The following is a 26,796-nucleotide window of genomic DNA, read 5'->3' as shown; positions in this document are numbered from 1 at the left end:
GCCTTTTTGCGTTTCTGCGCTGCACAAACTAATCCCCCAACACCCTGCTTATACGGTAAACTATCTGCGTTTTTGCATCAGGATAGCGTCTATGAACCACTCCCTTAAGCCCTGGAATACCTTTGGCATTCAACGCAATGCTAATCAAATTGTACGTGCCGATACTGCACAGCAGCTGCTGGATGCATGGCAAAGCGCAACAGAAAAAAACGAACCTGTACTGATTCTGGGCGAAGGAAGTAATGTCCTGTTTCTCGACGATTTTGCGGGAACGGTGATCGTTAACCGCATCATGGGAATTGATGTGGAAGAGCGTGCCGATAGCTGGCGCTTGCACGTGGGGGCTGGCGAAAACTGGCATCACCTGGTGCAATTTACCCTCGAACAAGGGATGGCGGGTCTTGAAAACCTTGCGCTTATTCCAGGCTGCGCCGGATCGTCACCCATTCAGAACATTGGTGCCTACGGCATCGAACTCAAACATGTCTGTGACTATGTCGACTGCATCGAGCTGGCGACCGGAACGGCCACGCGTTTAACGGCAGAACAGTGCCGTTTTGGCTATCGTGACAGTATCTTCAAGCATGAATATCAGGATCGCTACGTGATTGTCGCCGTGGGCCTGCGTCTGTCGAAGAACTGGCAGCCCGTATTGACCTACGGGGATTTAACGCGTCTCGATCCGGCTACCGTTACCGCACGCGACGTTTTTGACTCGGTTTGCCATATGCGGATGACCAAGCTTCCCGATCCCAAAGTTAACGGAAATGCAGGAAGCTTCTTCAAAAACCCGGTGATCGGCGGCGAAAATGCCCGACGTTTTCTGGAGGAGTGGCCAACCGCGCCACATTACCCTCAGGCGGATGGCAGCGTGAAGCTGGCAGCAGGATGGCTTATCGATCAATGCCAGCTAAAAGGCACTTCAGTCGGCGGGGCAGCCGTTCACCGACAGCAGGCTCTGGTGCTGATTAACCAGCGCGATGCAACCAGCGACGATGTGGTACAGCTGGCTCATTATGTTCGTCAGCGTGTGGGCGAAAAATTTAACGTCTGGCTGGAGCCAGAAGTCCGCTTCATTGGTCGCACAGGTGAAGTCAACGCCGTGGAGACTATCGCATGAAGGACAATACGGTCCCGTTAACCCTGATTGGTATCCTGGCGGATGGTGAATTCCATTCCGGCGAGCAGCTGGGTGAACAGCTTGGCATGAGCCGCGCCGCCATTAATAAACATATCCAGACGCTTCGCGACTGGGGGGTTGATGTGTTCACGGTTCCCGGAAAAGGGTACAGCCTGCCGGAGCCGATACAATTATTGAATGAAGACACGATCCGCAGCCAGATTGGACACGGTAATGTGGCGGTGCTGCCGGTGATTGATTCGACGAACCAGTATCTGCTGGATCGTCTGCCTGAGCTGAAATCCGGCGATGCCTGCGTTGCTGAGTATCAGCAGGCCGGTCGCGGTCGTCGTGGCCGCAAGTGGTTTTCCCCCTTTGGTGCCAACCTCTATCTGTCTATGTACTGGCGACTCGATCAGGGCCCGGCCGCTGCCATTGGCCTGAGTCTGGTCATCGGTATCGTTATGGCGGAGGTGCTTCACGATCTGGGTGCGGATCAAGTGCGTGTTAAATGGCCTAACGATCTGTACCTCAACGATCGTAAACTCGCCGGCATTCTGGTTGAACTGACGGGAAAAACGGGCGATGCGGCGCAAATCGTCATTGGTGCGGGCCTCAATATGGTGATGCGCAATGTCCAGAATGATGTGGTGAATCAGGCCTGGACTAACCTCCAGGAGGCGGGGATCGTCATCGATCGTAACACCCTTGCCGTACGTATGATTAAAGAGCTGCGCAGCTCGCTCACGCTTTTTGAGCAGGAAGGGCTGGCACCGTTCCTGTCTCGTTGGGAAAAACTGGATAACTTCATCAACCGCCCGGTGAAATTGCTGATTGGGGATAAAGAGATCTACGGCACTTCCCGCGGTATTGACGCTCAGGGCGCGCTGCTCCTGGAGCAGGATGGCGTGATCAAACCCTGGATGGGCGGTGAGATTTCCCTGCGGAGTGCCGAATAACCGGATGGAGTTAATGATGCGAAAACCCGTCTGCGCGACGCTGGCCGTCATGATGAGCTTGTTGTTCTCACCCCTCTCTCAGGCGGGACAGGCCTGGGAGAGTTACAAAGCACGCTTTTTCAAACCGGAAGGCCGCATTGTCGATACCGGCAATGGCGGCGTGTCGCATACGGAAGGTCAGGGCTTTGCCATGCTGATGGCAGTCGCCAACGACGATAAAGCCACGTTCGATAAGCTCTGGCAATGGACAAACCGTGAGCTGAAGAACAAAGAGAACGGTCTGTTTTACTGGCGCTATAACCCCGCAGAGTCCAACCCGGTCGCGGACAAAAACAATGCCGCCGATGGCGATGTGCTGATTGCCTGGGCGCTGCTTAAAGCCGATGCCCGCTGGCACGAAAAACGCTACGGTGCCGCATCGGATGCCATTACAAAAGCGCTGGTTGCCCATAGCGTCATCCGCTATGCGGGTTACCGCGTGATGCTGCCCGGCGTCCAGGGATTTAAGCTTGACGGTGAAGCGATCCTTAACCCTTCCTACTTCGTGTTTCCGGCCTGGCAGGCCTTCGCCGGGCGCAGCCATTTACCGGTCTGGCGTGAATTGATCAAGGACGGGAAGCGCCTGCTGGGAAAAATGGGCTCGGGTAAAGCGGATCTGCCCGCTGACTGGGTCTCGCTGGCATCAGATGGCAAGCTGGAACCTGCCAAAAGCTGGCCGCCGCGGATGAGCTATGACGCGATTCGTATTCCGCTGTACCTTGCCTGGTCTGATAAGCAAAGCCCGCTCCTGACGCCGTGGAAAGCCTGGTTTGGTCAGTTCCCCCGGGAACAAACGCCCGCCTGGGTTAACGTCATGACCAACGAATATGCGCCCTACATGATGGAAGGCGGCCTGTTGGCTGTACGCGATTTAACGATGGGGCAGTCTTCCGGAGAACCCGAAATCACCTCTAAAGACGACTACTATTCGGCAAGTCTGAAAATGCTGGCGTGGATTTCGGCGCAATAATAGCGCACTGACTATCCCCTCTCCCTAATGGGGAGAGGGTTAGGGGTAAATCAGTTACTGCGGATACGGTACCCAATCCCCGCCGTTCAGGCGAACGTACGGTTTGTTCTGATACTGAATGACGACCGCGTTGGCGTTCTCTGAGACTTCTGCCGTTTGCGGCAGGTTGCTGGTGAGCTGATCCCAGTTCACGCTATCTTCCACAAACAGCTTCCCGTCAACGGCACGGGCAACCAGTTCAGAGATCGCCAGATAGCTGGTCGGCTGGGTGATTTCAATCGGTGCGCCCTGATGGGGTGCTTTCATACCAAAGAATTTAATGCCAGCAGGCACGTTGGTGATGGACGGGCTTGGGATATCACGCAGACCCGACACCTGCATTCTGTCGCCTTTCAGCGCGCCGCCGTGCTCAGGTACCACAACCACCATCACTTTACGGCCTGATTTTTCCAGCTCCGTGAAGAACGCGTCCAGCTCGTCGAAGAATTTCTGCGCACGCACTTTATAATCTGCCGTTTTGCTCACGCCCGGGAAATGGTTACCGTCGTGGAGCGGCAGGGTGTTAAAGAAGGTCGCACTGCGCGGATTACTGTCTTTCTCGATGGTCTGAAGCCAGCGCTGCAGCACGGCGGTATCGTCATAAACCGGCGAGCCGTCGAAGCCCAGCAGAGTAACGGGAAGACCAGTTTGATCCATCAACGGCGCCTGCATACCACCCTGTTCACGCACCTCTTTCAGGAAGTTACCGAACTGGCCGTTATGTCCCAGCATCAGATGCTGCGTAAAGCCCAGTTTGGCGAGGTTATCAAACAGATAACACTGATTGCCGGCAGGCTGATACAGATTCTTATGCGATGCCTGACCGCAGCTTGCACGCAGCAGACGGATTGCTGCCGGGCCGCTGTACGAGGTGGCAGAGTTAAAATCTTTAAACTGAATGTCGAAATGCGACCACAGCGGATGGGACATCAAACCGGCTGCATCCACGTCGGCCCATGAGAGAGAGCAGATGTTGATCACCAGCAATTCAAACGGCTGAGCATCCGCCGGCAGCGCGTCCGGGAATTTGGTCTGTCGCTTGTCTTCTGCAGTGTAGAAGCTGGAGAGCCAGGCGTTCAGATTTGTGGAGGTCGGCGGTGCGGTCTGGGTTGGGATATCGCCCACTACAGGCGTATCGCCAGCCGTGGTAACGGTTGCTGCTGCGCTTCCCCCTGTGGTGGTCACCGTGGTGGTCGGTTGACCAGCAGGCCACAGCGAAAAGCCCGGACCAGCCAGCGTCAGCACGTTCAGCCAGATCATAATCGCGACGACAAACACCGTGATGCGGATCCACTGTGACAGGAACAGCCAGGCAACCAGCAGCACAAAGACCGCGCCAATCATCTGCCAGTTAATAAACCGCTCGGTCAGATCGAGGACATAGCTGGCGCTAAAGCCTGCCACCTGCGACCCCTGGCTCATAATGCTGTCCGGCCCCGGTAACCAGGTATCATGCCAGAACAGCGCAAAGCCGACAGGGATGGCTATCCAGTGACGCAAGCGATGCAGCCTGATATTCGGCAGGGGCATCAGCAGGAAGGCCATAAACACCAGGTTAAGAAGGGGATGGAAATTCAGATAGCCTGCCCACAGCAGACCAAACTTCACCAGAAAGTAGAAGTTCCAGCCGGAAAGGCCGCGCCAGTATTGCCAGAGCGGCGAGGGTGACGAAGCGGTATAGGTAGAATTAGTCATGTTTTCGGTCTGCCTTGACGTGTGATGCCCGTGTCAGTGTTCCGGCTGGTTTTACATAGCGAGGTTTTATAAACAGCACTCTGGCCGTATCACGGATACGACGTATGGAATGGCGTGCATAGTAGCCAAGCGGGAAAAAGATCAGCGCACAGAATATAACCAGTTGGATGATATCGCTGATATTCATGATGGTGCGTTCTCCGCGTTGTCCGTTAATAAGCGAAGGGGCTCCGGAACCCGGCGCCAGATATGGCCATCATGTCTGGCATTGAGGATCGGTTTCGCATCGCTCTTAATTGCGAGCGGTTTAGCCCATTGTTCAGGCTGGAGCGCACGCATCTGTACCAGCTCCGCGCTGATCGTATTATCTTCGAACCAAATCATACGGTTCGAGAAAATATCCCCGGTAGGCAGGGGGAAGATATGGTTAAGCGCCGTATCGAGATCGTTGACCCGGCAGAAGGACAAAAACAGTACCAGGCGATTGTCGCCAATGGTCATGATATCTCCCGTACGGTTGGGGCGACACAAAGTGAGCGCCTGTTCAACGCGGATACCCGGTACAGGACGCAGGGCAACCATAACCCCTTTTCCGTCTGCAGGAAGAAGCGTATTGCTCATCATATTGCCGACGGCGTCGCAGAAGGTATCCCATTTTTGATATCCACGCAGCTTCATCGGCTGCGTCATAGAGAGCAGCGTGGAAATGTCTTCCGGTACATGGCGGCTAAACTGCTGGCCCTGAACGCTTTCGATCAGCGTCAGGCAGCGTGACAGCGGCGCATTCCACGGAATAACCATATTTGCCCCGCAGCCAAGAAGCAGGCGCTCATCGGTGGCGCGCAGGCTGGTATTGTTTTCGCGCACGATGATTTTTAACGCGCTTCCGCGCTGGCGGCGCAGGGTGTGGATTTGCCTTGCCAGCGTCTCAATCTGGTTATTTTGCATCAATGAGAAAATAAGGGTCGCCGCCTGGGTTGTGCGGGCTTCGTGGAAAAGGTCTTCGTTAGATTCAAACAGCGACCAGTTTTCCGACAGGGCCGGTGCCCCCTCTAGAACCGCGATATGGCTCAGGATACGTTTTTCATCACTGCGCGGTTGCACCACGGTTTCTTCCTGCTGTGCCAGGTGCCACTTACCCTCGATATGTTTGAGCGTAAGTTGTTGTCTGGCGCTCACGCCTTTTTCATTACACCAGAATGCAATATCGTAGAGATAGCTGCCCACCTGGTCACGAACGCTTGCCAGACCGAACAGAGAACGATATTCACCCAGTAAAAGTGAGAACAACTTGTCATTATTACTGCCGGGATTGACTATCAGTAGCGTGCAATTTTGAAATTTTGCCCATTTATTGATTTTTTCCAGCCAGGGCAGCAGTTTTTCAGCAGGGATATTTTGCAGGACGTTATTTGCACATTTAAGAATCACTAAATAGTGATCCGGATCAATAGTGCACTGAACGTCGCGGGACAAAAAGTATAGACTATCGGCTTCCGATGTCATGGAAAATAATCGCACCGTCTGAGGGCCGCGATCGTTTTCCAGCGTGATAATTTTCTTCGGATCTTCGCCCATGCTAATGACAGCCACGCGGGAATCCTTATCCTGGGCAGCAATTGTCTGGTTTACCAGACTGATAGCATCTTCATTACGGTCCGTATTAATCCACCAGACTCCTCCGACTGGCATGTGGCTCAATTCGTCCCATAATGACTGGATGCCAATAGAAAATATGGAGTCCACGGTGTCCCTCTTTTCGTCTAATTTATCTGTATCTCAGTTTACTAGCGAAAGCGTAGAAATAAACCTAACATTGAAATTAAAGAACATCAGATTTAGCATGTAAATGAAATTTCATAGGGCAGGATGCCTCGCTACTTCTGAACTGGCGATTTTACGCAAAGGGATGGAAAAAGAATGGATAATAACGAACCCGGAACCCCAGTCGACTCGACCCTGGGTTACACATTCCAAAACGATTTTCTGGCGCTGACGCAGGCCTTTTCTTTACCTGAAATAGATTACACCGATATTTCCCAGCGGGAACAGTTGGCTGCGGCTATTAAACGCTGGCCGTTATTAGCTGAATTCGCCCATCAACAATAAGGGAGCCATTGATGGCCATACTCGGATTACAGGGTGTCCGTGGGGGTGTGGGTACCACATCTGTTACCGCGGCGCTGGCGTGGTCATTACAGCTTTTAGGTGAATCGGTGCTGGTTATTGACGCCTGCGCCGATAATTTGCTGCGTATGTCGTTTAACGTCGACTTTACTCGCGAAGAGGGCTGGGCCCGCGCGCTGCTTGACGATAAAGACTGGCAGGATGCAGGTATGCGCTATACCTCCCTTCTTGACCTGCTGCCGTTTGGTCAACTGACCACCACGGAACGCGAGAATGAAGCCGCGTACCAGCGCCTGTTTTCACAATTCACGCTGGCGCTGCAGAGCCTGAGGGAAAAGGGGCACTACAAGTGGATCCTGCTGGATCTGCCGCACGGTGCCGGCACGCTGACACGACAGCTTATCGCCCAGTGCGATCATGTCCTCTCGATCGTTAACGTCGATGCGAACTGCCATATCCGCCTGCACCAGCAGGGACTGCCTCAAAATGGCCATATCCTGATTAACGATTTGCGCATTGGCAGCCAGATCCAGGACGATCTCTATCAGGTCTGGCTGCAAAGCCAGCGCCGCCTGCTTCCGATTGTCATCCATCGTGATGAGGGAATGGCGGAATGCCTTGCGTCTAAGCAACCGCTCGGTGAATACCGCAGCGATTCACTGGCGGCAGAAGAGATCCTGACGCTGGCTAACTGGTGTCTGCTGAACTTCGCCAACAGGGCGGAGCATGCAGGGAGTGCTGTATGAGTCGTCTCGCCAGCTGGTTACTCATCCCACCGGTCAGTTCGCGTTTGAGCGAACATTACCGGCATTTTCGCCGTCACGGTGCGTCGGCATTTAGCGCCGCGCTCGGCTGTTTCTGGATGATTCTGGCCTGGATGTTTATACCGCTTGAACACCCGCGCTGGCAGCGCATACGTGCACGGCACAGCGAGCTATATCCGCACATTAATCCTGACCGGCCGCGTCCACTGGATCCGGCGCGCTATCTCATTCAGGCCATCTGGCTGGTGGCAACCTCCTCCCGAACGGAGAAAAAAACGCCGCACTGGCGGAGCTTCTCCCGCGTGCAGCAGTTACGTGAACGCTATCATCAGTGGCTGGACAGACTGCCCGACAGCGTAAGCGATAAGACCAGCCATCTGGATAACCATAAAGAGCTCGGGCATCTCCACCCGGGCCTGCGGCGTTTTATCCTCGGCGTAATCGTCGTGTTCTCGCTCATTCTGGCGCTGGTCTGTATTACGCAGCCTTTCAACCCTCTGGCGCAGTTCACTTTCCTGATCCTGCTGTGGGGCGTGGCGCTACTGGTGCGCCGAATTCCGGGCCGCTTCTCGGCGCTGATGCTGATCGTGTTGTCGCTGACCGTCTCCTGCCGCTACATCTGGTGGCGTTATACCTCGACGCTGAACTGGGACGACCCGGTGAGTCTGGTGTGCGGCCTGGTGCTGCTGTTTGCTGAAACCTATGCCTGGATTGTGCTGGTGCTGGGCTATTTCCAGGTGATTTGGCCGCTCAACCGCCAGCCGGTTCCGTTGCCAAAGGACACCACCCAGTGGCCAACCGTCGATCTCTTCGTGCCGACCTACAACGAAGACCTGAGCGTGGTGAAGAACACCATCTATGCCGCGCTGGGCATCGACTGGCCGAAAGACAAGCTCAAGGTCTGGATCCTGGATGACGGCAACCGCCCGGCATTCCGCCAGTTCGCGGAGGAGGTTGGCGTCGAGTACATCGCCCGTCCGACGCACGAACACGCTAAAGCCGGGAACATCAACAACGCGTTGAAGTATGCCACCGGGGAGTTTGTCTCGATTTTTGACTGCGACCACGTGCCGACGCGCTCGTTCCTGCAGATGACCATGGGCTGGTTCCTGAAGGAGAAAGAGCTGGCGATGATGCAGACGCCGCACCATTTCTTCTCGCCGGACCCGTTTGAACGTAACCTTGGCCGCTTCCGCAAAACCCCGAACGAAGGCACGCTGTTCTATGGGCTGGTACAGGACGGAAACGACATGTGGGACGCCACCTTCTTCTGCGGCTCATGCGCGGTTATCCGCCGTAAACCGCTGGATGAAATTGGCGGTATCGCCGTCGAGACGGTCACCGAAGATGCGCACACCTCTCTGCGCCTGCACCGTCGTGGCTATACCTCTGCCTATATGCGCATTCCGCAGGCTGCTGGCCTCGCAACGGAGTCACTGTCGGCGCACATTGGCCAGCGTATTCGCTGGGCGCGCGGCATGGTGCAGATTTTCCGTCTTGATAACCCCCTGATCGGGAAAGGACTCAAGCTGGCGCAGCGTCTTTGCTACGTCAACGCTATGTTCCACTTCTTGTCCGGCATTCCGCGGCTGATCTTCCTGACTGCGCCGCTGGCGTTCCTGCTCCTTCACGCTTATATCATCTACGCCCCCGCGCTGATGATTGCGCTGTTTGTTCTGCCGCACATGATCCACGCGAGCCTGACGAACTCGAAGATACAGGGTAAATACCGCCACTCCTTCTGGAGTGAAATCTACGAAACGGTGCTGGCCTGGTACATCGCGCCGCCGACGATGGTGGCGCTGATTAACCCGCACAAAGGTAAATTCAACGTCACCGCGAAGGGCGGGCTGGTGGAGGAGGAGTACGTCGACTGGGTGATCTCCCGGCCGTATATCTTCCTGGTGCTGCTGAATATCGTGGGCGTCATTGCGGGTATCTGGCGCTACTTCTACGGCCCCGAAAACGAAATTCTGACCGTCTTCGTCAGTATGGCCTGGGTCTTCTACAACCTGATTATCCTCGGCGGCGCGGTGGCGGTGTCGGTGGAGAGCAAACAGGTTCGTCGCGCGCATCGCGTGGAAATCTGCATGCCAGCGGCGATCGCCCGTGAAGATGGCCATCTCTTCTCCTGTACCGTGCACGACTTCTCTGACGGCGGTCTGGGGATCAAAATCAACGGCCAGGCGAAGGTGCTGGAAGGGCAAAAAGTTAACCTGCTGCTTAAGCGCGGCCAGCAGGAGTATGTCTTCCCGACGCAGGTCGTTCGCGTGGTGGGCAATGAAGTCGGCCTGCAGCTGATGCCGTTGACCAAAAAGCAACATATCGATTTTGTGCAGTGTACGTTTGCCCGCGCGGATACGTGGGCTCTCTGGCAGGACAGCTTCCCGGAGGATAAGCCTCTGGAAAGCCTGCTGGATATTCTGAAGCTGGGGTTCCGTGGCTATCGTCACCTTGCAGAATTTGCCCCGTCGTCGGTGAAATTAATTTTCCGGTCACTTACTTCGCTGGTTTCCTGGGTCGTGTCGTTCATTCCTCGTCGTCCTGAGCGGGATGAGGCGAAGCAGGCGGACCCGGTTATGGCTCAACAATGATGATAACGCGATGAAAACAAAACTTTCCTGGTTATGTGCAGTGGCAATGGGGATGAATGCGATCCCCGCAACAATGGCTAACGCAGCCCCGGGTAACGCAGCGGCAACTCCTGCGCCAACCGTACCTGTCGTCGCGCAAGCAACCGATCCGGTTGTCACCGCGGCACCGGGTCAAACTGAAAACATCATGCCGAACCAGCCAACGGAGGGGAACACCCTGCCGGCAGACGGCCAGGTCATCGGGCAGGTAATGCCGGGCGTCCGGGGGGCGAATGCGCCCGTCGTTGCGGACAATGCGCCGTCGCGTGACGTGAAGCTGACCTTCGCGCAAATTGCGCCGCCTCCGGGCAGCATGGTGCTGCGCGGCATCAACCCTAACGGCGGCATTGAATTTGGCATGCGCAGCGACGAGGTCGTCTCTAATGCGGTGCTGAATCTCGAATACACGCCGTCGCCGTCGCTGCTGCCGACCCAGTCTCAGCTGAAGGTCTACCTGAATGACGAGCTGATGGACGTTCTGCCGGTCACGAAAGAGCAGCTCGGCAAGAAAACGCAGGCGCAGGTGCCGATTAACCCGCTGTTTATCACCGACTTTAACCGTATCCGCCTGGAGTTTGTCGGCCACTACCGAGATGTCTGCGAAAACCCGGCCAGCAACACGCTATGGATGGACGTCGGGCGTAACTCCTCGCTGCAGATGACCTACCAGTCGCTGGCGCTGAAAAACGATCTCTCGGCCTTCCCGGTTCCGTTCTTCGATCCGCGTGATAACCGTCCGCTCACGCTGCCGATGGTGTTCGCATCGTCCCCGGACGTGACCGAGCAGCTGGCGGCCACCATTGTGGCGTCCTGGTTTGGTTCACGCGCGGGCTGGCGCGGCCAGAGCTTCCCGGCGATGTATGACAAACTGCCGGACAGAAATGCCATTGTGTTTGCCACCAATGCGAAACGTCCGGCCTTCCTGCGCGATCATCCGGACGTCAACGCGCCGACCGTTGAGATGATAAGCCACCCGGAAAACCCGTACGTGAAGCTGCTGGTGGTCTTTGGTCGTGATGATAAAGATCTGGTTCAGGCAGCAAAAGCCATTGCCCAGGGCAACGTCCTTTTCCGCGGCAACAGCGTCGTGATAGATGAGGTCAAACCGCTGCTGGCGCGTAAACCTTATGATGCGCCAAACTGGGTACGTACCGACCGTGCGGTCACCTTTGGCGAGCTGAAAACCTATGAAGAACAGCTGCAGGCGACGGGGCTTGAGCCAGCGCCGATTAGCCTGTCGCTGAATCTGCCGCCGGATCTGTACCTGCTGCGTACCAACGGCATTGATATCAATCTGAACTACCGCTATACCGCGCCAGCCACCAAAGACAGCTCGCGCATGGATATCAGCCTGAACAACCAGTTCCTGCAATCCTTCAGCCTGCAAAGCACGCAGGATACGAACCGCCTGATGCTTCGCCTGCCGGTGCTGCAGGGGCTGCTGGACGGTAAAACGGATGTTTCTATTCCGGCACTGAAGCTGGGTGCGATAAACCAGCTGCGCTTTGATTTCCAGTACATGAACCCAATGCCTGGCGGCTCGGCGGAAAACTGCATCACCTTCCAGCCGGTACAGAACCACGTGGTCATTGGCGATGAGTCGACCATCGACTTCTCGAAGTACTATCACTTCCTGGCGATGCCGGACCTGCGCGCCTTTGCTAACGCGGGCTTCCCGTTCAGCCGTATGGCCGATCTCTCTGAGTCCATTGTGGTAATGCCAAAAGCGCCAAACGAAGGTCAGGTTACGACCCTGCTCGACACCATGGCGACCGTTGGAGGACAAACAGGATTACCGGCCATTAACGTCACGTTGACGGACGATGGCAGCCAGATTCAGAACAAAGATGCTGACATCATGGTGATCGGGACCATCCCGGATAAGCTGAAGGATGACAAACGTATCGATCTGCTGGTGAAAGCGGCCCAGTCCTGGGTTAATACGCCGCTGCGACAGACCGAGTTCCCGAGCATTATGCCGGATGTGAACGATCGTCAGGCCAGCGCGCAGACGACGGTAACGTCTCAGGGGGCGATGGCCGCGGTGGTGGGCTTCCAGTCGCCTTACAACGAACAGCGCAGCGTGGTGGCTCTCCTCGCGGACAGCCCGCGCGGGTATGAACTGCTCAATACGGCCATGAACGACAGCGGTAAACGTGCCGCGATGTTTGGTTCCGTGTCGGTGATCCGTGAGTCCGGCGTCAATAGCCTGCGCGTGGGGGATGTGTACTACGTGGGCCATCTGCCGTGGTTCGAACGCCTGTGGTATGCGCTGGCTAACCATCCGGTTCTGCTCGCTATCCTGGCTGCGGTCAGCGTGGTCTTGCTGGCATGGGTGCTGTGGCGTCTGCTGCGAATCATCAGCCGTCGTCGTCTGAACCCGGATGAGTAAGATGTGATGAAAGCCTTTCGCTGGTGTGTATTAGCAGCGGTGATGCTGGCGGCGCTTCCTCTTCGCGCCGCCTGTACCTGGCCTGCCTGGGAGCAGTTTAAAAAGGACTACATCAGTGAAGGCGGGCGCGTCATTGATCCCAGTGACACGCGCAAAATTACGACCTCGGAAGGGCAAAGCTACGCCCTGTTCTTTGCCCTGGCGGCGAACGATCGCAAAGCCTTTGACCTGCTGCTGACGTGGACGCGCGATAATCTCGCCAGCGGCGATCTCAACGCCCATCTGCCTGCCTGGCTATGGGGTCAGAAAGATAAAGACGCCTGGGCGGTGATTGATACCAACTCCGCCTCTGATGCCGATGTCTGGATCGCCTGGTCACTGCTCGAAGCGGGTCGGCTGTGGAAAGATCGGGACTATACCCGCACGGGTAAGGCGCTGCTGAAACGCATTGTCAGCGAGGAAGTGGTCAACGTCCCGGGGCTCGGCGCAATGCTGCTTCCTGGTAAAGTCGGTTTTGCCGATGAGAACGCCTGGCGTTTTAACCCCAGCTATCTTCCTCCGCAGCTAGCGGCTTATTTCACGCGCTTTGGTTCCCCGTGGGCCCAGCTTCGTGAAACTAACCTGCGCCTGCTGCTTGAGAGTGCGCCGAAAGGTTTTTCGCCGGACTGGGTGCAGTATCAGAAAAACAAAGGCTGGCGGTTACAGCAGGAGAAAGCGCTGGTGGGCGGTTACGACGCCATCCGCGTGTATCTCTGGGTGGGCATGATGAGTGATAAAGATCCTCAGAAAGCCCGGCTCCTGACGCGCTTCCAGCCGATGGCGGCAAAGACCATAAAACGGGGTGTGCCGCCGGAGAAAGTGGATGTGGCGACGGGGAAACGTACCGGTGACGGCCCGGTCGGGTTCTCTGCCGCTATGCTGCCTTTTTTACAACAACGTGATGCCCAGGCGGTTCAGCGCCAGCGCGTTGCAGACCATTTTCCCGATAACAATGCCTATTACAGCTATGTGCTGACGCTTTTTGGGCAAGGATGGGATCAGCATCGTTTTCGCTTCACCGCAAAAGGTGAATTAATACCGGATTGGGGCCAGGAATGCGCAAGTTCACAATAAATCTACTCAGTTTATCGCTTGGCCTGGCGCTTATGCCGTGGGCACAGGCCGCCAACTCTCCGCAGCAGAAACAGCTGCTGGAGCAGGTCAGGCTGGGCGAATCGACACAGCGAGAGGATTTGGTTCGTCAGTCGCTCTATCGCCTTGAGCTGATTGACCCCAACAACCCTGACGTCATTGCCGCGCGCTTTCGCTACCTGCTGCGTCAGGGCGATAACGCCGGCGCGCAAAAAGAGCTGGATCGCCTGAAAGGGATCGCCCCGGGTTCGAGCGCTTACCAGTCCTCACGCAACACCATGCTGCTTTCTACTCCGGATGGCCGACAGCAGCTCCAGCAGGCGCGACTGCTCGCCACTACGGGGCACACGCAGGAAGCGATTGCCGCCTATGACAAGCTGTTTGACGGCAACCCGCCGGGTGGCGACGTGGCGACGGAATACTGGAACGTCGTGGCGAAAGATCCAGCTCGCCGCGGTGCGGCCATTAACCAGCTGAAAAAAATTAACAGCAGCAGCCCCGGGAATACGCAGCTGCAGACAACGCTGGCCCAGCTTCTGTTCCAGAGCGGACGACGTGATGAAGGCTTTGCGGTACTGCAGGAGATGGCCAAATCCACCAATGGCCGCAGCCAGGCGTCTGATATGTGGTACGACCAAATCAAAGACCAGCCTGCCAGCAGCGCCAGCGTCAGCGCGCTGCAAAAATATCTGAGCGTATTCAGCGACGGGGATAGCGTCGCTGCGGCGCGTGCCCAGCTTGAAGCGCAGCAAAAACAGCTCGCCGATCCGGCGTTCCGCGCGAAAGCGGAAGGGCTCGCTGCGGTGGATGCAGGGCAGGGCAGTAAGGCGGTGGCCGAGCTGCAAAAAGCCGTCAGCGCCAACCATGCCGACAGTGAAGCGGTGGGTGCCCTGGGGCAGGCGTATTCCCAGAAGGGCGACCGCGCCCGCGCGGTGGCACAATTTGAAAAGGCGATTGCCCTCGATCCCCAGAGCGATAATCGGGGTAAGTGGGATAGTCTTCTGAAGGTTAACCGCTACTGGCTGCTGATCCAGCAGGGCGATGCGGCGCTGAAGGCGAATAACCCGGCGCAGGCAGAGCGTTACTATCAGCAGGCGCGTAACATCGACAATACCGACAGCTACGCGGTGCTGGGGCTGGGCGACGCCGCCGCGGCGCGTAAAGATAACGACGCGGCGGAGCGTTATTACCGTCAGGCGCTGCGAATGGACAGCGGCAACAGCAACGCGGTTCGCGGCCTGGCCAATATTTACCGCGCGCAGTCCCCGGAGAAAGCCTCGCAGTTTATCCAGTCGCTTTCCGCCAGCCAGCGTCGGAGCATTGATGATATCGAGCGTAGTCTGACCAACGAGCAGCTCTCCGCCCAGGCCGAACAGCTGGAAAATCAAGGGAAATACGCCCAGGCAGCAGAAATCCAGCGTCGTCGTCTGGCGCTCTCTCCTGGCGACGTGTGGATAACCTATCGTCTGTCGCGCGATCTCTACAGCGCGGGTCAGCGCAGCCAGGCGGACACCCTGATGCGTCAGCTTGCCCGCCAGAAACCGTCCGACCCGGATCAGGTCTATGCCAGCGGGCTCTATCTTTCCGGAAACGATCAGGACCGTGCCGCGCTGGCGCATCTGGACACGCTGCCGCGCAGCCAGTGGAACAGCAATATTCAGGAACTTGCCGACCGCCTGCAAAGCAATCAGGTGCTGGAAACCGCCAACCGCCTGCGGGACAGCGGTAAAGAGCAGGAGGCAGAGAATCTTCTTCGCCAGCAGCCAACCTCCACCCGCATCGACCTGACGCTGGCGGACTGGGCACAGCAGCGTGGCGATCTGAACTCCGCGAAAACGACGTACAACGCCGTCCTGCAGCGTGAGCCGCAGAACGAAGACGCGATCCTCGGCCTGACCGAGATTTACAGCGCCCAGGGTAACAAAGATGCCGCGCGCGCGGAGCTGGCGAAGCTGCCCGCCGCGCAGAACGGCCAGCCGCTGTCGCTCAATATGCAGCGCCGCATCGCGATGGCGCAGGCGGGGCTGGGTGATTCCGCCGCGGCAGAACAGACCTTCAGTAAAATCATTCCGCAGGCTAAATCGCAGCCCGGATCAATGGAAAACGCGCTGGTGCTGCGTGATGCCGCGCGTTTCCAGGCGCAGAACGGGCAGCCTCAGCAGGCGCTGGAAACCTATAAAGATGCGATGGTATCGACGGGTATCACCACGACGCGTCCGGCTGATAACGACAGTTTCACCCGTCTGACGCGTAACGATGAAAAAGACGACTGGCTGAAGCGCGGCGTGCGCAGTGATGCCGGTGAGTTGTACCGCCAGCAGGATGTTAACGTCACGCTGCAGCACGATTACTGGGGCTCCAGCGGCACGGGTGGCTATTCCGATCTGAAAGCGCATACCACCATGCTGCAGGTGGATGCGCCGCTCTCTGACGGGCGCATGTTCTTCAGAAGCGATCTGGTCAATATGGACGTCGGGTCATTCGATACCAGGAACGGGACTTACGACCCTAAATGGGGAACCTGCTACGAAACGCCGTGTAGCGGTAACACCCATCAGTCAGACAATGGCGCAAGCGTCGCTGTCGGCTGGCAGAATAAAACCTGGGCGATGGATATTGGCACCACGCCGATGGGCTTTGACGTCGTCGACGTGGTGGGCGGCATCAGCTACAGCAGCGATCTGGGCCCTATCGGCTATACCGTTAACGCCCATCGTCGGCCAATCTCCAGCTCTCTGCTGGCCTTCGGCGGGCAAAAAGACACCAACACCAGCACCACCTGGGGCGGCGTACGCGCGACCGGTGGCGGCGTCAGCATCAGCTATGACAAAGGTGAAGCGAACGGCGTCTGGTCAAGCCTGAACGCGGAAACGCTGACGGGTAAAAATGTGGAGGATAACTGGCGCGTCCGCTGGATGACGGGTTACTACTACAAGCTCATTAATAAAAACAATGAGCGCCTGACGGTCGGCGTCTCCAACATGCTCTGGCACTACGACAAAGACCTGAGCGGTTATACCCTGGGTCAGGGCGGCTATTACAGCCCGCAGGAGTATGTCTCCTTCGCCTTGCCGGTGACCTGGCGTAAGCGCACGGAAAACTGGTCCTGGGAGCTGGGGGGCTCGGTCTCCTGGTCTCACTCCAAAACCAAAGACGAGCTGCGCTACCCGATCCAGAATCTGATCCCGACCGATGAGCCAGACCGCTATACCGACCGGGGCGCGATGGAAACCGGCAGCAGCTCCTCAGGCACGGGTTATACCGCGCGAGCCATTATTGAGCGCCGGGTTACGTCCAACTGGTTTGTTGGCATGGGCGTGGACATTCAGGAAGCGAAAGACTATACCCCAAGCCATGCGCTGATCTATGTGCGCTACTCTGCTGCAGGCTGGCAGGGCGATATGGACTTACCGCCGCAACCGCTCATCCCTTACGCGGACTGGTAATCGGATTTTCCTTAATCCATTTGTAAGTCTCTCTTAACAGCGCAGCAATCGGGTATACTCAGGCGCGCCAGGTTTACACCCTGGCGCGCCCTGCGCTTCGAGTTTTGTGGAGAGTCATTTTGCGTGTCAGCCGTTCCTTAACAATCAAACAGATGGCGATGGTCTCTGCCGTCACCATGCTGTTTGTCCTGCTCTTCTGCGTAATTTTGCTGTTTCATTCCGTACAGCAGAATCGCTATAACACGGCTTCGCAATTAGAAAGTATCGCCCGCTCGGTACGCGGCCCGCTGTCTGCCTCCATTCTGAAAGGGGATATCCCCGAAGCGGAAACCATTCTGAAACGTATTCAGCCAGCCGGTGTTGTGAGCCGGGCGGACGTCGTGCTACCCAATCAGTTTCAGGCGCTGCGGATGAGCTTTATCCCGGAGCGTCCCGTCCCGATGATGGTGATGCGCCTGTTTGAGCTGCCGGTGCAAATTTCGCTTCCCGTTTATTCGCTTGAGCGCCCTGCGAATCCACAGCCTCTGGCCTACCTGGTGTTACAGGCAGACTCCTACCGCATGTATAAATTCGTCATGAGTTGGGTGGTTACGTTAGTGACCACTTGCTTACTCATGACGCTTATTCTCAGCGTTGTGCTGACCTGGTGCATTAACCGGCTGATTGTCCATCCCCTGCGCCGTATCGCCCGCGAGCTGAACACGCTTGCGCCGCAGGATCAGATGGGACACCAGCTTGAGCTGCCGCGTCTGCATCATGACGATGAGATCGGCATGCTGGTGCGCAGCTACAACCTCAACCAGCAGCGCATCCAGCGTCAGCAGGATGAGATGAACAGTAGCGCCACCCGTTTTCCGGTATCGGAGCTTCCCAATAAAGCGTTCCTGATGGCGATGCTGGAGCAAACCGTTGAGCGCCAGCAAACCACCGCGCTGATGGTCATTGCCTGTGAAACCCTGCAGGACACGGCTGGCGTGCTTCAGGAGAGCCAGCGAGAGATGCTGCTGCTCACCCTGGTGGAAAAGATCAAATCTGTCCTTGCCCCGCGCATGGTGCTGACCCAGGTCAGCGGTTACGACCTGGTGGTGATTGCCAACGGCGTAAAAGAACCCTGGCATGCGATCACGTTAGGTCAGCAAGTACTCACTGTCATTAATGAGCGGCTGCCGATTCAGGGTATCCAGCTTCGCCCGAGTGCCAGTATCGGGATTGCCATGTTCTATGGCGACCTGACCGCGGAACAGCTTTATCGCCGCGCCTTCTCGGCGGCCTTTACCGCCCGGCGCAAAGGGAAAAACCAAATCCAGTTCTTCGACCCGGCGCAGATGGAAAAGGCGCAACAGCGCCTGACGGAAGAGAGTGACATCCTGACCGCGCTGGATAACCGCCAGTTTGCCCTCTGGCTGCAGCCGCAGGTGGATCTGCGGACGGGAGAGGTAAAAAGCGCCGAGGCCCTGCTGCGTCTGCAGCAGCCGGATGGCACATGGGAGCTGCCGGAAGGGCTGATTGAGCGCATCGAGTCCTGCGGCCTGATGGTCACCGTCGGCTACTGGGTGCTCGAAGAGTCCTGTCGTCAGCTTGCCGCCTGGCAGGAGCGCGGCATAACGCTGCCGCTGTCGGTCAATTTGTCTGCCATGCAGCTTATGCACCCGACCATGGTTTCTGAGATGCTGGAGCTGATCCATCGTTACCGCATCAAACCGGATACCTTGACCCTGGAAGTGACGGAGAGTCGACGCATTGACGACCCCAATGAGGCGGTCGCGATTCTTAAGCCGCTGCGTAATGCCGGCATTCGCATTGCCCTCGACGATTTTGGCATGGGCTACGCCGGGCTGCGCCAGCTTCAGCACATGAAGACGCTTCCGGTGGATGTACTAAAAATTGACAAAGCGTTTGTCGACGGTCTGCCGGACGACAGCAGCATGGTGCAGGCGATTATCCAGATGGCGCGCAGCCTCAACCTGCATCTTATTGCCGAGGGAATTGAAACCGACGCGCAACGCGCCTGGCTGGCAGAGGCGGGCGTGGAGAGCGGGCAGGGTTTCCTGTTTGCCCCCGCAGTGCCTTCGGATGTCTTTGAAGAACGATACCTTTCTGGTGCTGACAATAACGCAAAAGTGTAATTTTGTTGCTGGCTTGTGCGAGCCAGCTCAAATTTCTTAACATTTGTGTTTCAAATTTGAACTGAGTTTATTTCTGTCCTGTTATGCGGGTGTTATTTTAAAGCCGCAGGTTAACCATAACCTTACAAAGCCTGTGGTTTTTCTTCCCAAGGACACCCTATGAAAACCTCACTCTTCAAAAGTCTTTATTTCCAGGTCCTGACAGCCATCGCCATCGGTATTCTGCTGGGTCACTATTACCCTGAACTGGGCGCGCAAATGAAACCGCTTGGCGACGCGTTCGTTAAGCTCATCAAAATGGTCATCGCGCCGGTGATCTTCTGTACGGTCGTCACGGGCATCGCTGGCATGGAAAGCATGAAGGCGGTTGGCCGTACCGGTGCAGTGGCGCTTCTCTATTTTGAAGTGGTCAGTACCCTTGCACTGATTATTGGTCTGGTCATCGTTAACGTGGTGCAGCCAGGTGCGGGGATGAACGTCGATCCCTCGACGCTGGATGCCAAAGCGGTTGCGGTCTATGCCGAACAGGCGAAGGATCAGGGCGTGGTGGCCTTCCTGCTGGACGTCATTCCTGGCAGCGTCATTGGCGCGTTCGCCAGCGGAAACATCCTCCAGGTGCTGCTGTTCGCCGTGATGTTTGGCTTCGCCCTGCACCGTCTGGGCAGCAAAGGCCAGCTGATCTTTAACGTGATCGAAAGCTTCTCGCAGGTCATCTTCGGCATCATCAATATGATCATGCGCCTGGCGCCCATCGGTGCTTTCGGTGCGATGGCCTTCACCATCGGTAAGTATGGCGTCGGTACGCTGGTCCAGTTGGGTCAGCTGATTATCTGTTTCTATATCACCTGTATTCTTTTCGTGGTGGTAGTGCTGGGCTCCATCGCCCGCGCGACCGGTTTCAACATCTTCAAATTTATCCGTTACATCCGCGAAGAGCTGCTGATTGTTCTGGGAACCTCCTCGTCAGAATCGGCGCTGCCGCGCATGCTCGATAAGATGGAGAAACTCGGGTGTCGTAAATCGGTGGTGGGGCTGGTGATCCCGACGGGCTACTCCTTCAACCTGGACGGCACCTCGATATACCTGACGATGGCGGCGGTGTTTATTGCACAGGCGACCAACAGCCATATGGATATTTTCCATCAGATCACCCTGCTGGTGGTGCTCCTGCTCTCCTCTAAAGGCGCGGCGGGCGTAACGGGCAGCGGCTTTATCGTGCTGGCTGCCACTATCTCTGCAGTGGGGCACCTGCCGGTGGCGGGCCTGGCGTTGATTCTCGGTATTGACCGCTTTATGTCAGAGGCGCGTGCGTTAACCAACCTGGTGGGTAACGGCGTGGCAACGGTAGTGGTCGCGAAATGGGTGAAAGAGCTGGATCACAAAAAGCTCGACGATACTCTGAATAATCGTTCAACTGACAGCAAAAATCCTGGCTTATCCTCTTAATCTTGTCACAAATGCCCGTATTCCCTTGTGGGGATGCGGGCTCCTGCGCATAATAACTGTTCATACCTGTCATAATTCGACAAGATTTTTTTTGGGTATATTTCACTTCGGACCGTGACGTTTTGCCGAACGCGCGGTCTAATCGACGTGTTTTCATCGTCATCTTTAAGAGTGAAGCGCGTCGCGAGGCACTCTTTTTTAACCAGGAATGTTGATCAGGGGTTCACATGCAGGGCACAAAAATTCGACTCTTAACCGGCGGTTTGCTGATGATGGCAGCAGCCAGTTATGTGCAGGCAGATGCGCTCCAGCCAGACCCGGCCTGGCAACAAGGGACACTAGCGAACGGTTTTCAGTGGCAGGTGTTAGCCACGCCGCAACGTCCCAGTGACCGTATTGAAATCCGTCTGTCTGTTAATACCGGTTCCCTCACGGAAAGCACCCAGCAAACCGGTTTCAGCCACTTTATTCCCCGGCTGGCGCTCACGCAGAGCGGCAGCCTGCAAGCGGTTCAGGTGCGTTCGCTCTGGCAACAGGCCATCGATCCGAAGCGCCCGCTTCCTCCGGCTGTGGTCTCGTATGACTACACCATGTTTAACCTGAGCCTGCCTAATAACCGCAACGATCTGCTTAAAGAAGCCCTGACGTATCTCTCCGATGCCTCCGGCAATCTGGCGATTACGCCGGACACCGTCAACTATGCGTTGAGCAACAGCGACATGGTGGCGACCTGGCCTGGTGATACCAAAGAGGGCTGGTGGCGTTACCGCCTGAAAGGCTCGACGTTGCTGGGACATGACCCTGCCGAGCCGCTAAAACAGCCGGTGGACGCCGAACAGGTGAAATCGTTCTACCAGAAGTGGTACACCCCGGACGCGATGACGCTGATCGTGGTGGGTAATGTGGACAGCCGCGCGGTGGTGGAGCAGATCAACAAAGCGTTTGGCGATCTGAAAGGCAAGCGTGAATCGCCTGCCCCCGTTCCGACACTCTCCCCGCTGCGTGCAGAGCCTGTCAGCATTATGACGGACACCGTGCGTCAGGACCGACTCTCCGTGATGTGGGATAACGCCTGGCAGCCCATCCGTGAGTCCGCGGCGCTGTTGCGCTACTGGCGTGCCGACCTGGCGCGTGAAGCGCTGTTCTGGCACGTTCAGCAGACGCTCAGTAAGAATAACGTGAAGAATATCGGTCTTGGCTTTGACTGCCGCGTGCTGTTCCAGCGTGCGCAATGCGCCATTAACGTTGAATCACCGGGCGATAAGCTGAATGCCAATCTGGGTGTCGTCGCGAAAGAGTTGGCAAAAGTGCGTAAAGAGGGGCTTTCCGAAGAGGAATTCAACGCGCTTGTGGCGCAGAAAAAACTCGAGCTGCAGAAGCTGTTTGCGACCTACGCGCGCGCCGATACCGATATTCTGATCAGCCAGCGTATTCGTTCCCTGCAGAATCAGGTGGTGGATATTGCGCCGGAACAGTACCAGAAGCTCCGTCAGGATTTCCTGAACGGTCTGACCGTCGAAATGCTCAACCAGGATCTCCGTCAGCAGCTGTCGCAGGAGATGGCGTTGATCCTTCTGCAGCCGAAGGGCGAGCCGGAATATGACATGAAGGAACTTCAGAAGACCTGGGATTCCATCATGGCGACCGCGCCGCAGCCGACGCAGGCCGCGACGGCTGATGATTTACACCCTGACGCGACGGATATCCCGCAAGGGCAGTAATGCGTAGACTAACCCTCTCCCTGTGGGAGAGGGTTAGGGCATCAGCCCGCACCCTACTTAAACAGGCATTGCCTCACGCGGAATAATCGCCCCGCGATACTGAATCACCGTGCTGGCCGTCAGATGTCCACGCTGTGCCGCCGCTTCCGGCGTTCCGCCCGTCAGGCGTACTGCCAGATAGCCCGCGCTGAATGAATCACCCGCCGCCGTGGTATCAATCACTTTCTCTTTGGCAAGCTTCACAGCCGGAACCTCAATCGCCGCTTCACCCATAATCGCGACCAGGCACGACTCCGCACCGCGCTTAATCACCACTTCGCTCACGCCAGCCGCTTGCGTGCGTGCAATCACGTCCTCTACCGGTTTCTCCCCCCAGAGGGCGTCTTCATCGTCGAGCGTCAGGAAGGCGATGTCGGTGCATTGCAGCATCTGCTGATAGACCTGCTGCGTCTCTTCACGGCTGACCCACAGGCGCGGGCGGTAGTTGTTATCGAAAATGACCTTGCCGCCGTTGGCACGGCATTCGCGCAGCAGCGAGAGCAGCTTTTCACGGCTGGTGGGGCTCAGGATCGCCAGGCTGATCCCGCTCAGATAGAGATAGTCGAAGGTCGACAGCGCTTCGCAGATGGCCGCGGCATCCTCGCTCTCCAGCCAGAATTTGGCCGCGGCTTCGTTACGCCAGTAATAAAACGTGCGTTCGCCGGTGTCGTCGGTCTCTATGTAATACAAACCCGGCAGGCGGTTTTCCATACGCTGGATCAGCGAGGTATCAATATGTTCACTTTGCCAGGCCTCAAGCATCTGCTGGCTGAAGCTGTCCGTCCCCAGGGCGGTAACGTAGTTCACGGTGAGCGCCTCAGGCGCAACCTGGCGGGCAATATAAACGGAGGTGTTTAACGTATCGCCACCAAATCCGCGGCTCACTTCCGCGCCTTTTTGTGACAGCTCAATCATGCATTCGCCAATCACGGCAATTTTTTTAGACATAATCGTGAACCTGAACAGAAGAATGATCAGCAGTGTGCGCTGAGTGAATTAACAGGTCAACTATATTAAAACAACGTTCCATTATTTTATTTGAGCCAGCGCGTGTTCCTGCGCATTTCTGTCATCTTAATTTCATTTTCCCGGTGAATTGAACATAAAGTTCTCAATTGTCGCGCCGATAATCCTGTGACGAGTCCAGAAAGGCCATCCCAACAACAGGACATCTGAAATGAAGTCAGAGCAGGTTATCCAGCGGCTGAGCACCACGCCTGAGGCAAGTATTGAGAACTTGCAGGAGCATCGCTACTGGCTGCAATGTGAGCGTGCGTATACCTATCAGCCGATATACCGAACAGACGGTCGACTGATGGCCATTGAAATTTTGACCGTCGTGACGCATCCCTCAAACCCTACCCAGCGCATCGCACCGGATCGCTATTTTGCCGAAGTGGCCGTTCGCCAGCGTCTTGACGTGCTGGAAGAGCAGCTCCGTATGCTGGCAACGAAGCAGCCCTTTTTCGAACAGCACGATATCCTCGCTTCAGTGAATGTTGATGGCCCCACTCTGCTGGCGCTGCGTCAGAACGCGAAATTGCAGGCGCTGATCGCCACCCTGCCGTGGGTGCGCTTTGAGCTGGTGGAGCATGTCCGCCTGCCGCAGGACTCCTCGTTTGCCTCCATATGCGAATACGGCCCGCTATGGCTGGATGACTTTGGCACCGGCATGGCGAACTTTTCGGCTCTGAGTGAAGTGCGTTATGACTACATTAAAGTGGCCCGCGATCTGTTCATTATGCTGCGTCAGACCCCGGAAGGGCGGAACCTGTTTACGCTGTTATTACAGCTGATGAACCGCTATTGCCAGGGCGTGATTGTTGAAGGTGTGGAAACGCTGGAAGAGTGGCGTGATGTGCAAAGCTCGCCTGCCGCGGCGGCGCAAGGCTATTTCCTCTCCCGACCGGTACCCATGGATCGCCTCGATAGCGTGATAACTACCCTCTGATAAGCCCGCTTCCCTTTGTCTGGACTATAGTTTTACAGGACAGGTTATCAGGAAAGGGGATAAAAATGACAAGAACAACCAGGGTAATCTCCTGGACAGCAGGGATTTTCTTGTTGTTGATCGTGGTCGTCGCCATCATTATCGCGACGTTTGACTGGAACCGTCTTAAGCCGACCATCAACCAGAAAGTCTCAACCGAACTGAACCGCCCCTTCGCCATACGCGGTGATTTAGGGGTCGTGTGGGAGCGTCAGAAAGAGGAGCCCGGCTGGCGAAGCTGGATCCCGTGGCCACACGTCCACGCCGACGACATCATTCTCGGTAACCCGCCGGATATCCCGGACGTCACCATGATCCACCTGCCGCGCGTTGAGGCCACGCTGGCCCCGCTCGCGCTGCTGACCAAAACGGTCTATCTGCCGTGGATCAAACTTCAGCAGCCCGACGCGCGCCTGATCCGCCTCTCTGAAAAAAACAACAACTGGACGTTCAACCTTGCCAGCGATGGCGAAAAGGATCCGAACGCCCAGCCTTCCTCCTGGTCATTCCGTCTCGACAATATTCTCTTCGATCGCGGGCGGATCGCCATCGACGATAAGGTCAGCAAGGCCGACGTGGAGATCCTGGTCGATCCGCTGGGCAAGCCGCTGCCGTTTAGCGAGGTCACGGGGACGAAAGCCAAAGGTGACACGGCAAGCGTGGGCGACTATGTCTTCGGCCTGACGGCAAAAGGACGCTACAACGACCAGCCGCTCAGCGGTAAAGGGAAAATAGGCGGCATGCTGGCGCTCCGGAGCGAAGGCACGCCGTTCCCGGTGCAGGCGGACTTCCGCTCCGGTAACACCCGCGTGGCGTTCGTGGGAACGGTTAACGACCCGATGAACATGGGCGGCGTCGATCTTCAGCTTAAATTTGCCGGTGATTCGCTGGGCGAGCTGTATGAGCTGACCGGCGTGCTGCTGCCGGATACCCCGCCGTTCGAAACGGACGGGCATCTGGTCGCCAAAATCGACAGCGAAAAATCGTCGGTTTTTGACTACCGTGATTTTAACGGCCGCATCGGCGACAGCGATATCCACGGCTCGCTGACCTACACCACCGGAAAACCGAGACCGAAGCTGGAAGGGGACGTTGAGTCCCGCCAGCTGCGTCTGGCCGATCTCGGCCCGCTGATCGGCGTGGATTCCGGTAAAGGCACAAAATCAAAAGAGGTGAAAAAGGACATTCAGCCTGCGGGAAAAGTGCTGCCTTACGATCGCTTTGAAACCGATAAGTGGAACGTGATGGATGCGGACGTCCGCTTCAAAGGGCGTAAAATTGAGCATGGCAGCACGTTGCCGTTGAGCGATCTCTCGACGCATATCATCCTGAAAAATGCCGATCTGCGCCTGCAGCCGCTGAAGTTTGGCATGGCGGGCGGGACGATTTCCTCCAACATTCACCTGGAAGGCGATAAAAAGCCGATGCAGGGGCGCGCGGAGATTCAGGCCCGCAGGCTTAAGCTGAAAGCGCTGATGCCGAACGTCGAGCTGATGCAGAAGACCCTCGGCGAGATGAACGGCGATGCCGACATCCGCGGCGTGGGGAACTCCGTGGCGGCGCTGCTGGGCAGCGGTAATGGCAACCTGAAGCTGCTGATGAACGACGGGCTGGTGAGCCGTAACCTGATGGAGATCCTGGGGCTGAACGTCGGGAACTACATCATCGGGCAAATCTTCGGTGATGATGAGGTGCGGGTGAACTGCGCGGCGGCCAATCTGGATCTGGTTAACGGCGTGGCGCGTCCGCAGATTTTTGCCTTCGACACGGAAAATGCGGTGATTAACGTGACCGGTACCGCCAGCATGGCGTCCGAACAGCTGGATTTGACCATCGATCCGGAAAGTAAGGGGATCCGTATCATCACCCTGCGCTCGCCGCTGTACGTGCGTGGAACCTTCAAAAATCCGCAGGCGGGCGTGAAGCCCGGACCGCTGATTGCGCGTGGCGCGGTGGCCGCAGCCCTCGCGACGCTGGTTACCCCCGCCGCAGCGCTGCTGGCGTTGATTTCGCCGTCAGAAGGCGAGGCGAATCAGTGCCGGACCATTTTGTCACAGATGAAGAAGTAAGGTGCGGCCTGTTTTTGCCGGGTGGCGCTGCGCTTACCCGGCCTACATTTGAATCGTAGGCCGGGTAAGGCGTAGCCGCCACCCGGCATT

18 protein-coding genes are annotated in these 26,796 nt (G+C 56.7%); 14 read left to right on the top strand and 4 right to left on the bottom strand.

All coding sequences use genetic code 11. The features are described 5' to 3' along the window. Positions 1–91: 91 nt before the first annotated feature. From murB to B498_RS01600, 3 genes are read left to right on the top strand one after another with little or no spacing between them, the layout of a single operon-like run. Positions 92–1,120: a UDP-N-acetylmuramate dehydrogenase gene (gene murB, locus B498_RS01590; protein ID WP_008503242.1), complete on the top strand. Its 1,029-nt coding sequence runs from the start codon at positions 92–94 to the stop codon at positions 1,118–1,120. Beyond that, on the top strand, positions 1,117–2,079 hold the full coding sequence (gene birA, locus B498_RS01595; RefSeq protein ID WP_008503241.1) for a bifunctional biotin--[acetyl-CoA-carboxylase] ligase/biotin operon repressor BirA: 963 nt from the start codon (positions 1,117–1,119) through the stop codon (positions 2,077–2,079). Before murB ends, birA begins: the two co-directional genes overlap by 4 nt. A gap of 16 nt (positions 2,080–2,095) precedes the next feature. Continuing rightward, complete coding sequence (locus B498_RS01600) at positions 2,096–3,088, top strand: glycosyl hydrolase family 8 (protein ID WP_008503240.1); 993 nt, start codon at positions 2,096–2,098, stop codon at positions 3,086–3,088. A gap of 54 nt (positions 3,089–3,142) precedes the next feature. On the opposite strand, the gene bcsG is transcribed toward B498_RS01600, so the two are convergent. Genes bcsG through bcsE form a run of 3 tightly spaced genes read right to left on the bottom strand, consistent with a single transcriptional unit; the run spans position 3,143 to position 6,568 of the window. Continuing rightward, the gene (gene bcsG / locus B498_RS01605) at positions 3,143–4,822 is read right to left on the bottom strand and encodes a cellulose biosynthesis protein BcsG (RefSeq protein ID WP_008503239.1); all 1,680 of its coding nucleotides are present in this window, start codon (positions 4,820–4,822) and stop codon (positions 3,143–3,145) included. Next, complete coding sequence (gene bcsF / locus B498_RS0121755) at positions 4,815–5,012, bottom strand: cellulose biosynthesis protein BcsF (protein WP_024908822.1); 198 nt, start codon at positions 5,010–5,012, stop codon at positions 4,815–4,817. The genes bcsG and bcsF overlap by 8 nt, the downstream gene beginning before the upstream one ends. After that, positions 5,006–6,568 carry a cellulose biosynthesis c-di-GMP-binding protein BcsE gene (bcsE, locus tag B498_RS01610; protein ID WP_008503238.1) on the bottom strand — a complete coding sequence of 521 codons (1,563 nt, stop codon included), beginning with the start codon at positions 6,566–6,568 and terminating at the stop codon, positions 5,006–5,008. The genes bcsF and bcsE overlap by 7 nt, the downstream gene beginning before the upstream one ends. 174 nt (positions 6,569–6,742) lie before the next feature. On the opposite strand from bcsE, the gene bcsR reads away from it, so the two are divergent. The 9 genes from bcsR (at position 6,743) to B498_RS01655 (ending at position 22,608) form a co-directional block, all read left to right on the top strand. Then, positions 6,743–6,931, top strand: a complete 189-nt coding sequence (gene bcsR / locus B498_RS01615) for a cellulose biosynthesis protein BcsR (protein WP_008503237.1) — start codon at positions 6,743–6,745, stop codon at positions 6,929–6,931. 11 nt (positions 6,932–6,942) lie between these two features. Next, positions 6,943–7,695, top strand: a complete 753-nt coding sequence (bcsQ, locus tag B498_RS01620; protein WP_008503236.1) for a cellulose biosynthesis protein BcsQ — start codon at positions 6,943–6,945, stop codon at positions 7,693–7,695. Next, positions 7,692–10,307 (top strand): UDP-forming cellulose synthase catalytic subunit, encoded by a 2,616-nt coding sequence (gene bcsA, locus B498_RS01625; protein ID WP_008503235.1) that lies wholly within the window; start codon positions 7,692–7,694, stop codon positions 10,305–10,307. Before bcsQ ends, bcsA begins: the two co-directional genes overlap by 4 nt. Positions 10,308–10,317: 10 nt before the next feature. Continuing rightward, complete coding sequence (gene bcsB / locus B498_RS01630) at positions 10,318–12,738, top strand: cellulose biosynthesis cyclic di-GMP-binding regulatory protein BcsB (RefSeq protein WP_045353332.1); 2,421 nt, start codon at positions 10,318–10,320, stop codon at positions 12,736–12,738. A gap of 6 nt (positions 12,739–12,744) precedes the next feature. Further along, positions 12,745–13,851 (top strand): cellulose synthase complex periplasmic endoglucanase BcsZ, encoded by a 1,107-nt coding sequence (gene bcsZ, locus B498_RS01635; RefSeq protein ID WP_008503233.1) that lies wholly within the window; start codon positions 12,745–12,747, stop codon positions 13,849–13,851. Beyond that, on the top strand, positions 13,833–17,315 hold the full coding sequence (gene bcsC, locus B498_RS01640) for a cellulose synthase complex outer membrane protein BcsC (RefSeq protein ID WP_008503232.1): 3,483 nt from the start codon (positions 13,833–13,835) through the stop codon (positions 17,313–17,315). Before bcsZ ends, bcsC begins: the two co-directional genes overlap by 19 nt. A 119-nt stretch (positions 17,316–17,434) precedes the next feature. Continuing rightward, the gene (gene hmsP / locus B498_RS01645; RefSeq protein WP_008503231.1) at positions 17,435–19,441 is read left to right on the top strand and encodes a biofilm formation regulator HmsP; all 2,007 of its coding nucleotides are present in this window, start codon (positions 17,435–17,437) and stop codon (positions 19,439–19,441) included. Between the two features lie 159 nt (positions 19,442–19,600). Further along, positions 19,601–20,887 (top strand): dicarboxylate/amino acid:cation symporter, encoded by a 1,287-nt coding sequence (locus B498_RS01650; protein WP_008503230.1) that lies wholly within the window; start codon positions 19,601–19,603, stop codon positions 20,885–20,887. A gap of 227 nt (positions 20,888–21,114) precedes the next feature. Further along, the gene (locus B498_RS01655) at positions 21,115–22,608 is read left to right on the top strand and encodes a M16 family metallopeptidase (RefSeq protein WP_008503229.1); all 1,494 of its coding nucleotides are present in this window, start codon (positions 21,115–21,117) and stop codon (positions 22,606–22,608) included. Between the two features lie 57 nt (positions 22,609–22,665). Here the strand turns inward: B498_RS01655 and B498_RS01660 are convergent, their stop codons facing one another. Beyond that, on the bottom strand, positions 22,666–23,595 hold the full coding sequence (locus B498_RS01660) for a sugar kinase (RefSeq protein ID WP_008503228.1): 930 nt from the start codon (positions 23,593–23,595) through the stop codon (positions 22,666–22,668). Positions 23,596–23,824: 229 nt separating this feature from the next. On the opposite strand from B498_RS01660, the gene pdeH reads away from it, so the two are divergent. Together pdeH and B498_RS01670 are read left to right on the top strand one after the other, a co-directional pair. Beyond that, a complete protein-coding gene (pdeH, locus tag B498_RS01665; RefSeq protein ID WP_008503227.1) occupies positions 23,825–24,598 on the top strand; it encodes a cyclic-guanylate-specific phosphodiesterase in 774 nt (257 codons plus the stop codon). 65 nt (positions 24,599–24,663) lie between these two features. Continuing rightward, the gene (locus tag B498_RS01670) at positions 24,664–26,706 is read left to right on the top strand and encodes an AsmA family protein (protein ID WP_008503226.1); all 2,043 of its coding nucleotides are present in this window, start codon (positions 24,664–24,666) and stop codon (positions 26,704–26,706) included. Positions 26,707–26,796: the final 90 nt, after the last annotated feature.

Source organism: Enterobacter sp. SST3, assembly GCF_000286655.1.
In the GTDB taxonomy this organism is placed as follows: Bacteria; Pseudomonadota; Gammaproteobacteria; order Enterobacterales; family Enterobacteriaceae; genus Enterobacter; species Enterobacter roggenkampii.
The sequence above is the reverse complement of the archived record's forward strand: the minus strand, read 5'-3'. Positions and strand labels throughout refer to the sequence as shown.

What these genes read in the sequence shown, in the direction of transcription:
- murB (WP_008503242.1), top strand. Translation starts at nt 92, where the DNA reads ATGAACCACTCCCTTAAGCCCTGGAATACCTTTGGCATTCAACGCAAT.
- birA (WP_008503241.1), top strand. Translation starts at nt 1,117, where the DNA reads ATGAAGGACAATACGGTCCCGTTAACCCTGATTGGTATCCTGGCGGAT.
- B498_RS01600 (WP_008503240.1), top strand. Translation starts at nt 2,096, where the DNA reads ATGCGAAAACCCGTCTGCGCGACGCTGGCCGTCATGATGAGCTTGTTG.
- bcsG (WP_008503239.1), bottom strand. Translation starts at nt 4,822, where the DNA reads ATGACTAATTCTACCTATACCGCTTCGTCACCCTCGCCGCTCTGGCAA.
- bcsR (WP_008503237.1), top strand. Translation starts at nt 6,743, where the DNA reads ATGGATAATAACGAACCCGGAACCCCAGTCGACTCGACCCTGGGTTAC.
- bcsQ (WP_008503236.1), top strand. Translation starts at nt 6,943, where the DNA reads ATGGCCATACTCGGATTACAGGGTGTCCGTGGGGGTGTGGGTACCACA.
- bcsA (WP_008503235.1), top strand. Translation starts at nt 7,692, where the DNA reads ATGAGTCGTCTCGCCAGCTGGTTACTCATCCCACCGGTCAGTTCGCGT.
- bcsB (WP_045353332.1), top strand. Translation starts at nt 10,318, where the DNA reads ATGAAAACAAAACTTTCCTGGTTATGTGCAGTGGCAATGGGGATGAAT.
- bcsZ (WP_008503233.1), top strand. Translation starts at nt 12,745, where the DNA reads ATGAAAGCCTTTCGCTGGTGTGTATTAGCAGCGGTGATGCTGGCGGCG.
- bcsC (WP_008503232.1), top strand. Translation starts at nt 13,833, where the DNA reads ATGCGCAAGTTCACAATAAATCTACTCAGTTTATCGCTTGGCCTGGCG.
- B498_RS01650 (WP_008503230.1), top strand. Translation starts at nt 19,601, where the DNA reads ATGAAAACCTCACTCTTCAAAAGTCTTTATTTCCAGGTCCTGACAGCC.
- B498_RS01655 (WP_008503229.1), top strand. Translation starts at nt 21,115, where the DNA reads ATGCAGGGCACAAAAATTCGACTCTTAACCGGCGGTTTGCTGATGATG.
- B498_RS01660 (WP_008503228.1), bottom strand. Translation starts at nt 23,595, where the DNA reads ATGTCTAAAAAAATTGCCGTGATTGGCGAATGCATGATTGAGCTGTCA.
- pdeH (WP_008503227.1), top strand. Translation starts at nt 23,825, where the DNA reads ATGAAGTCAGAGCAGGTTATCCAGCGGCTGAGCACCACGCCTGAGGCA.
- B498_RS01670 (WP_008503226.1), top strand. Translation starts at nt 24,664, where the DNA reads ATGACAAGAACAACCAGGGTAATCTCCTGGACAGCAGGGATTTTCTTG.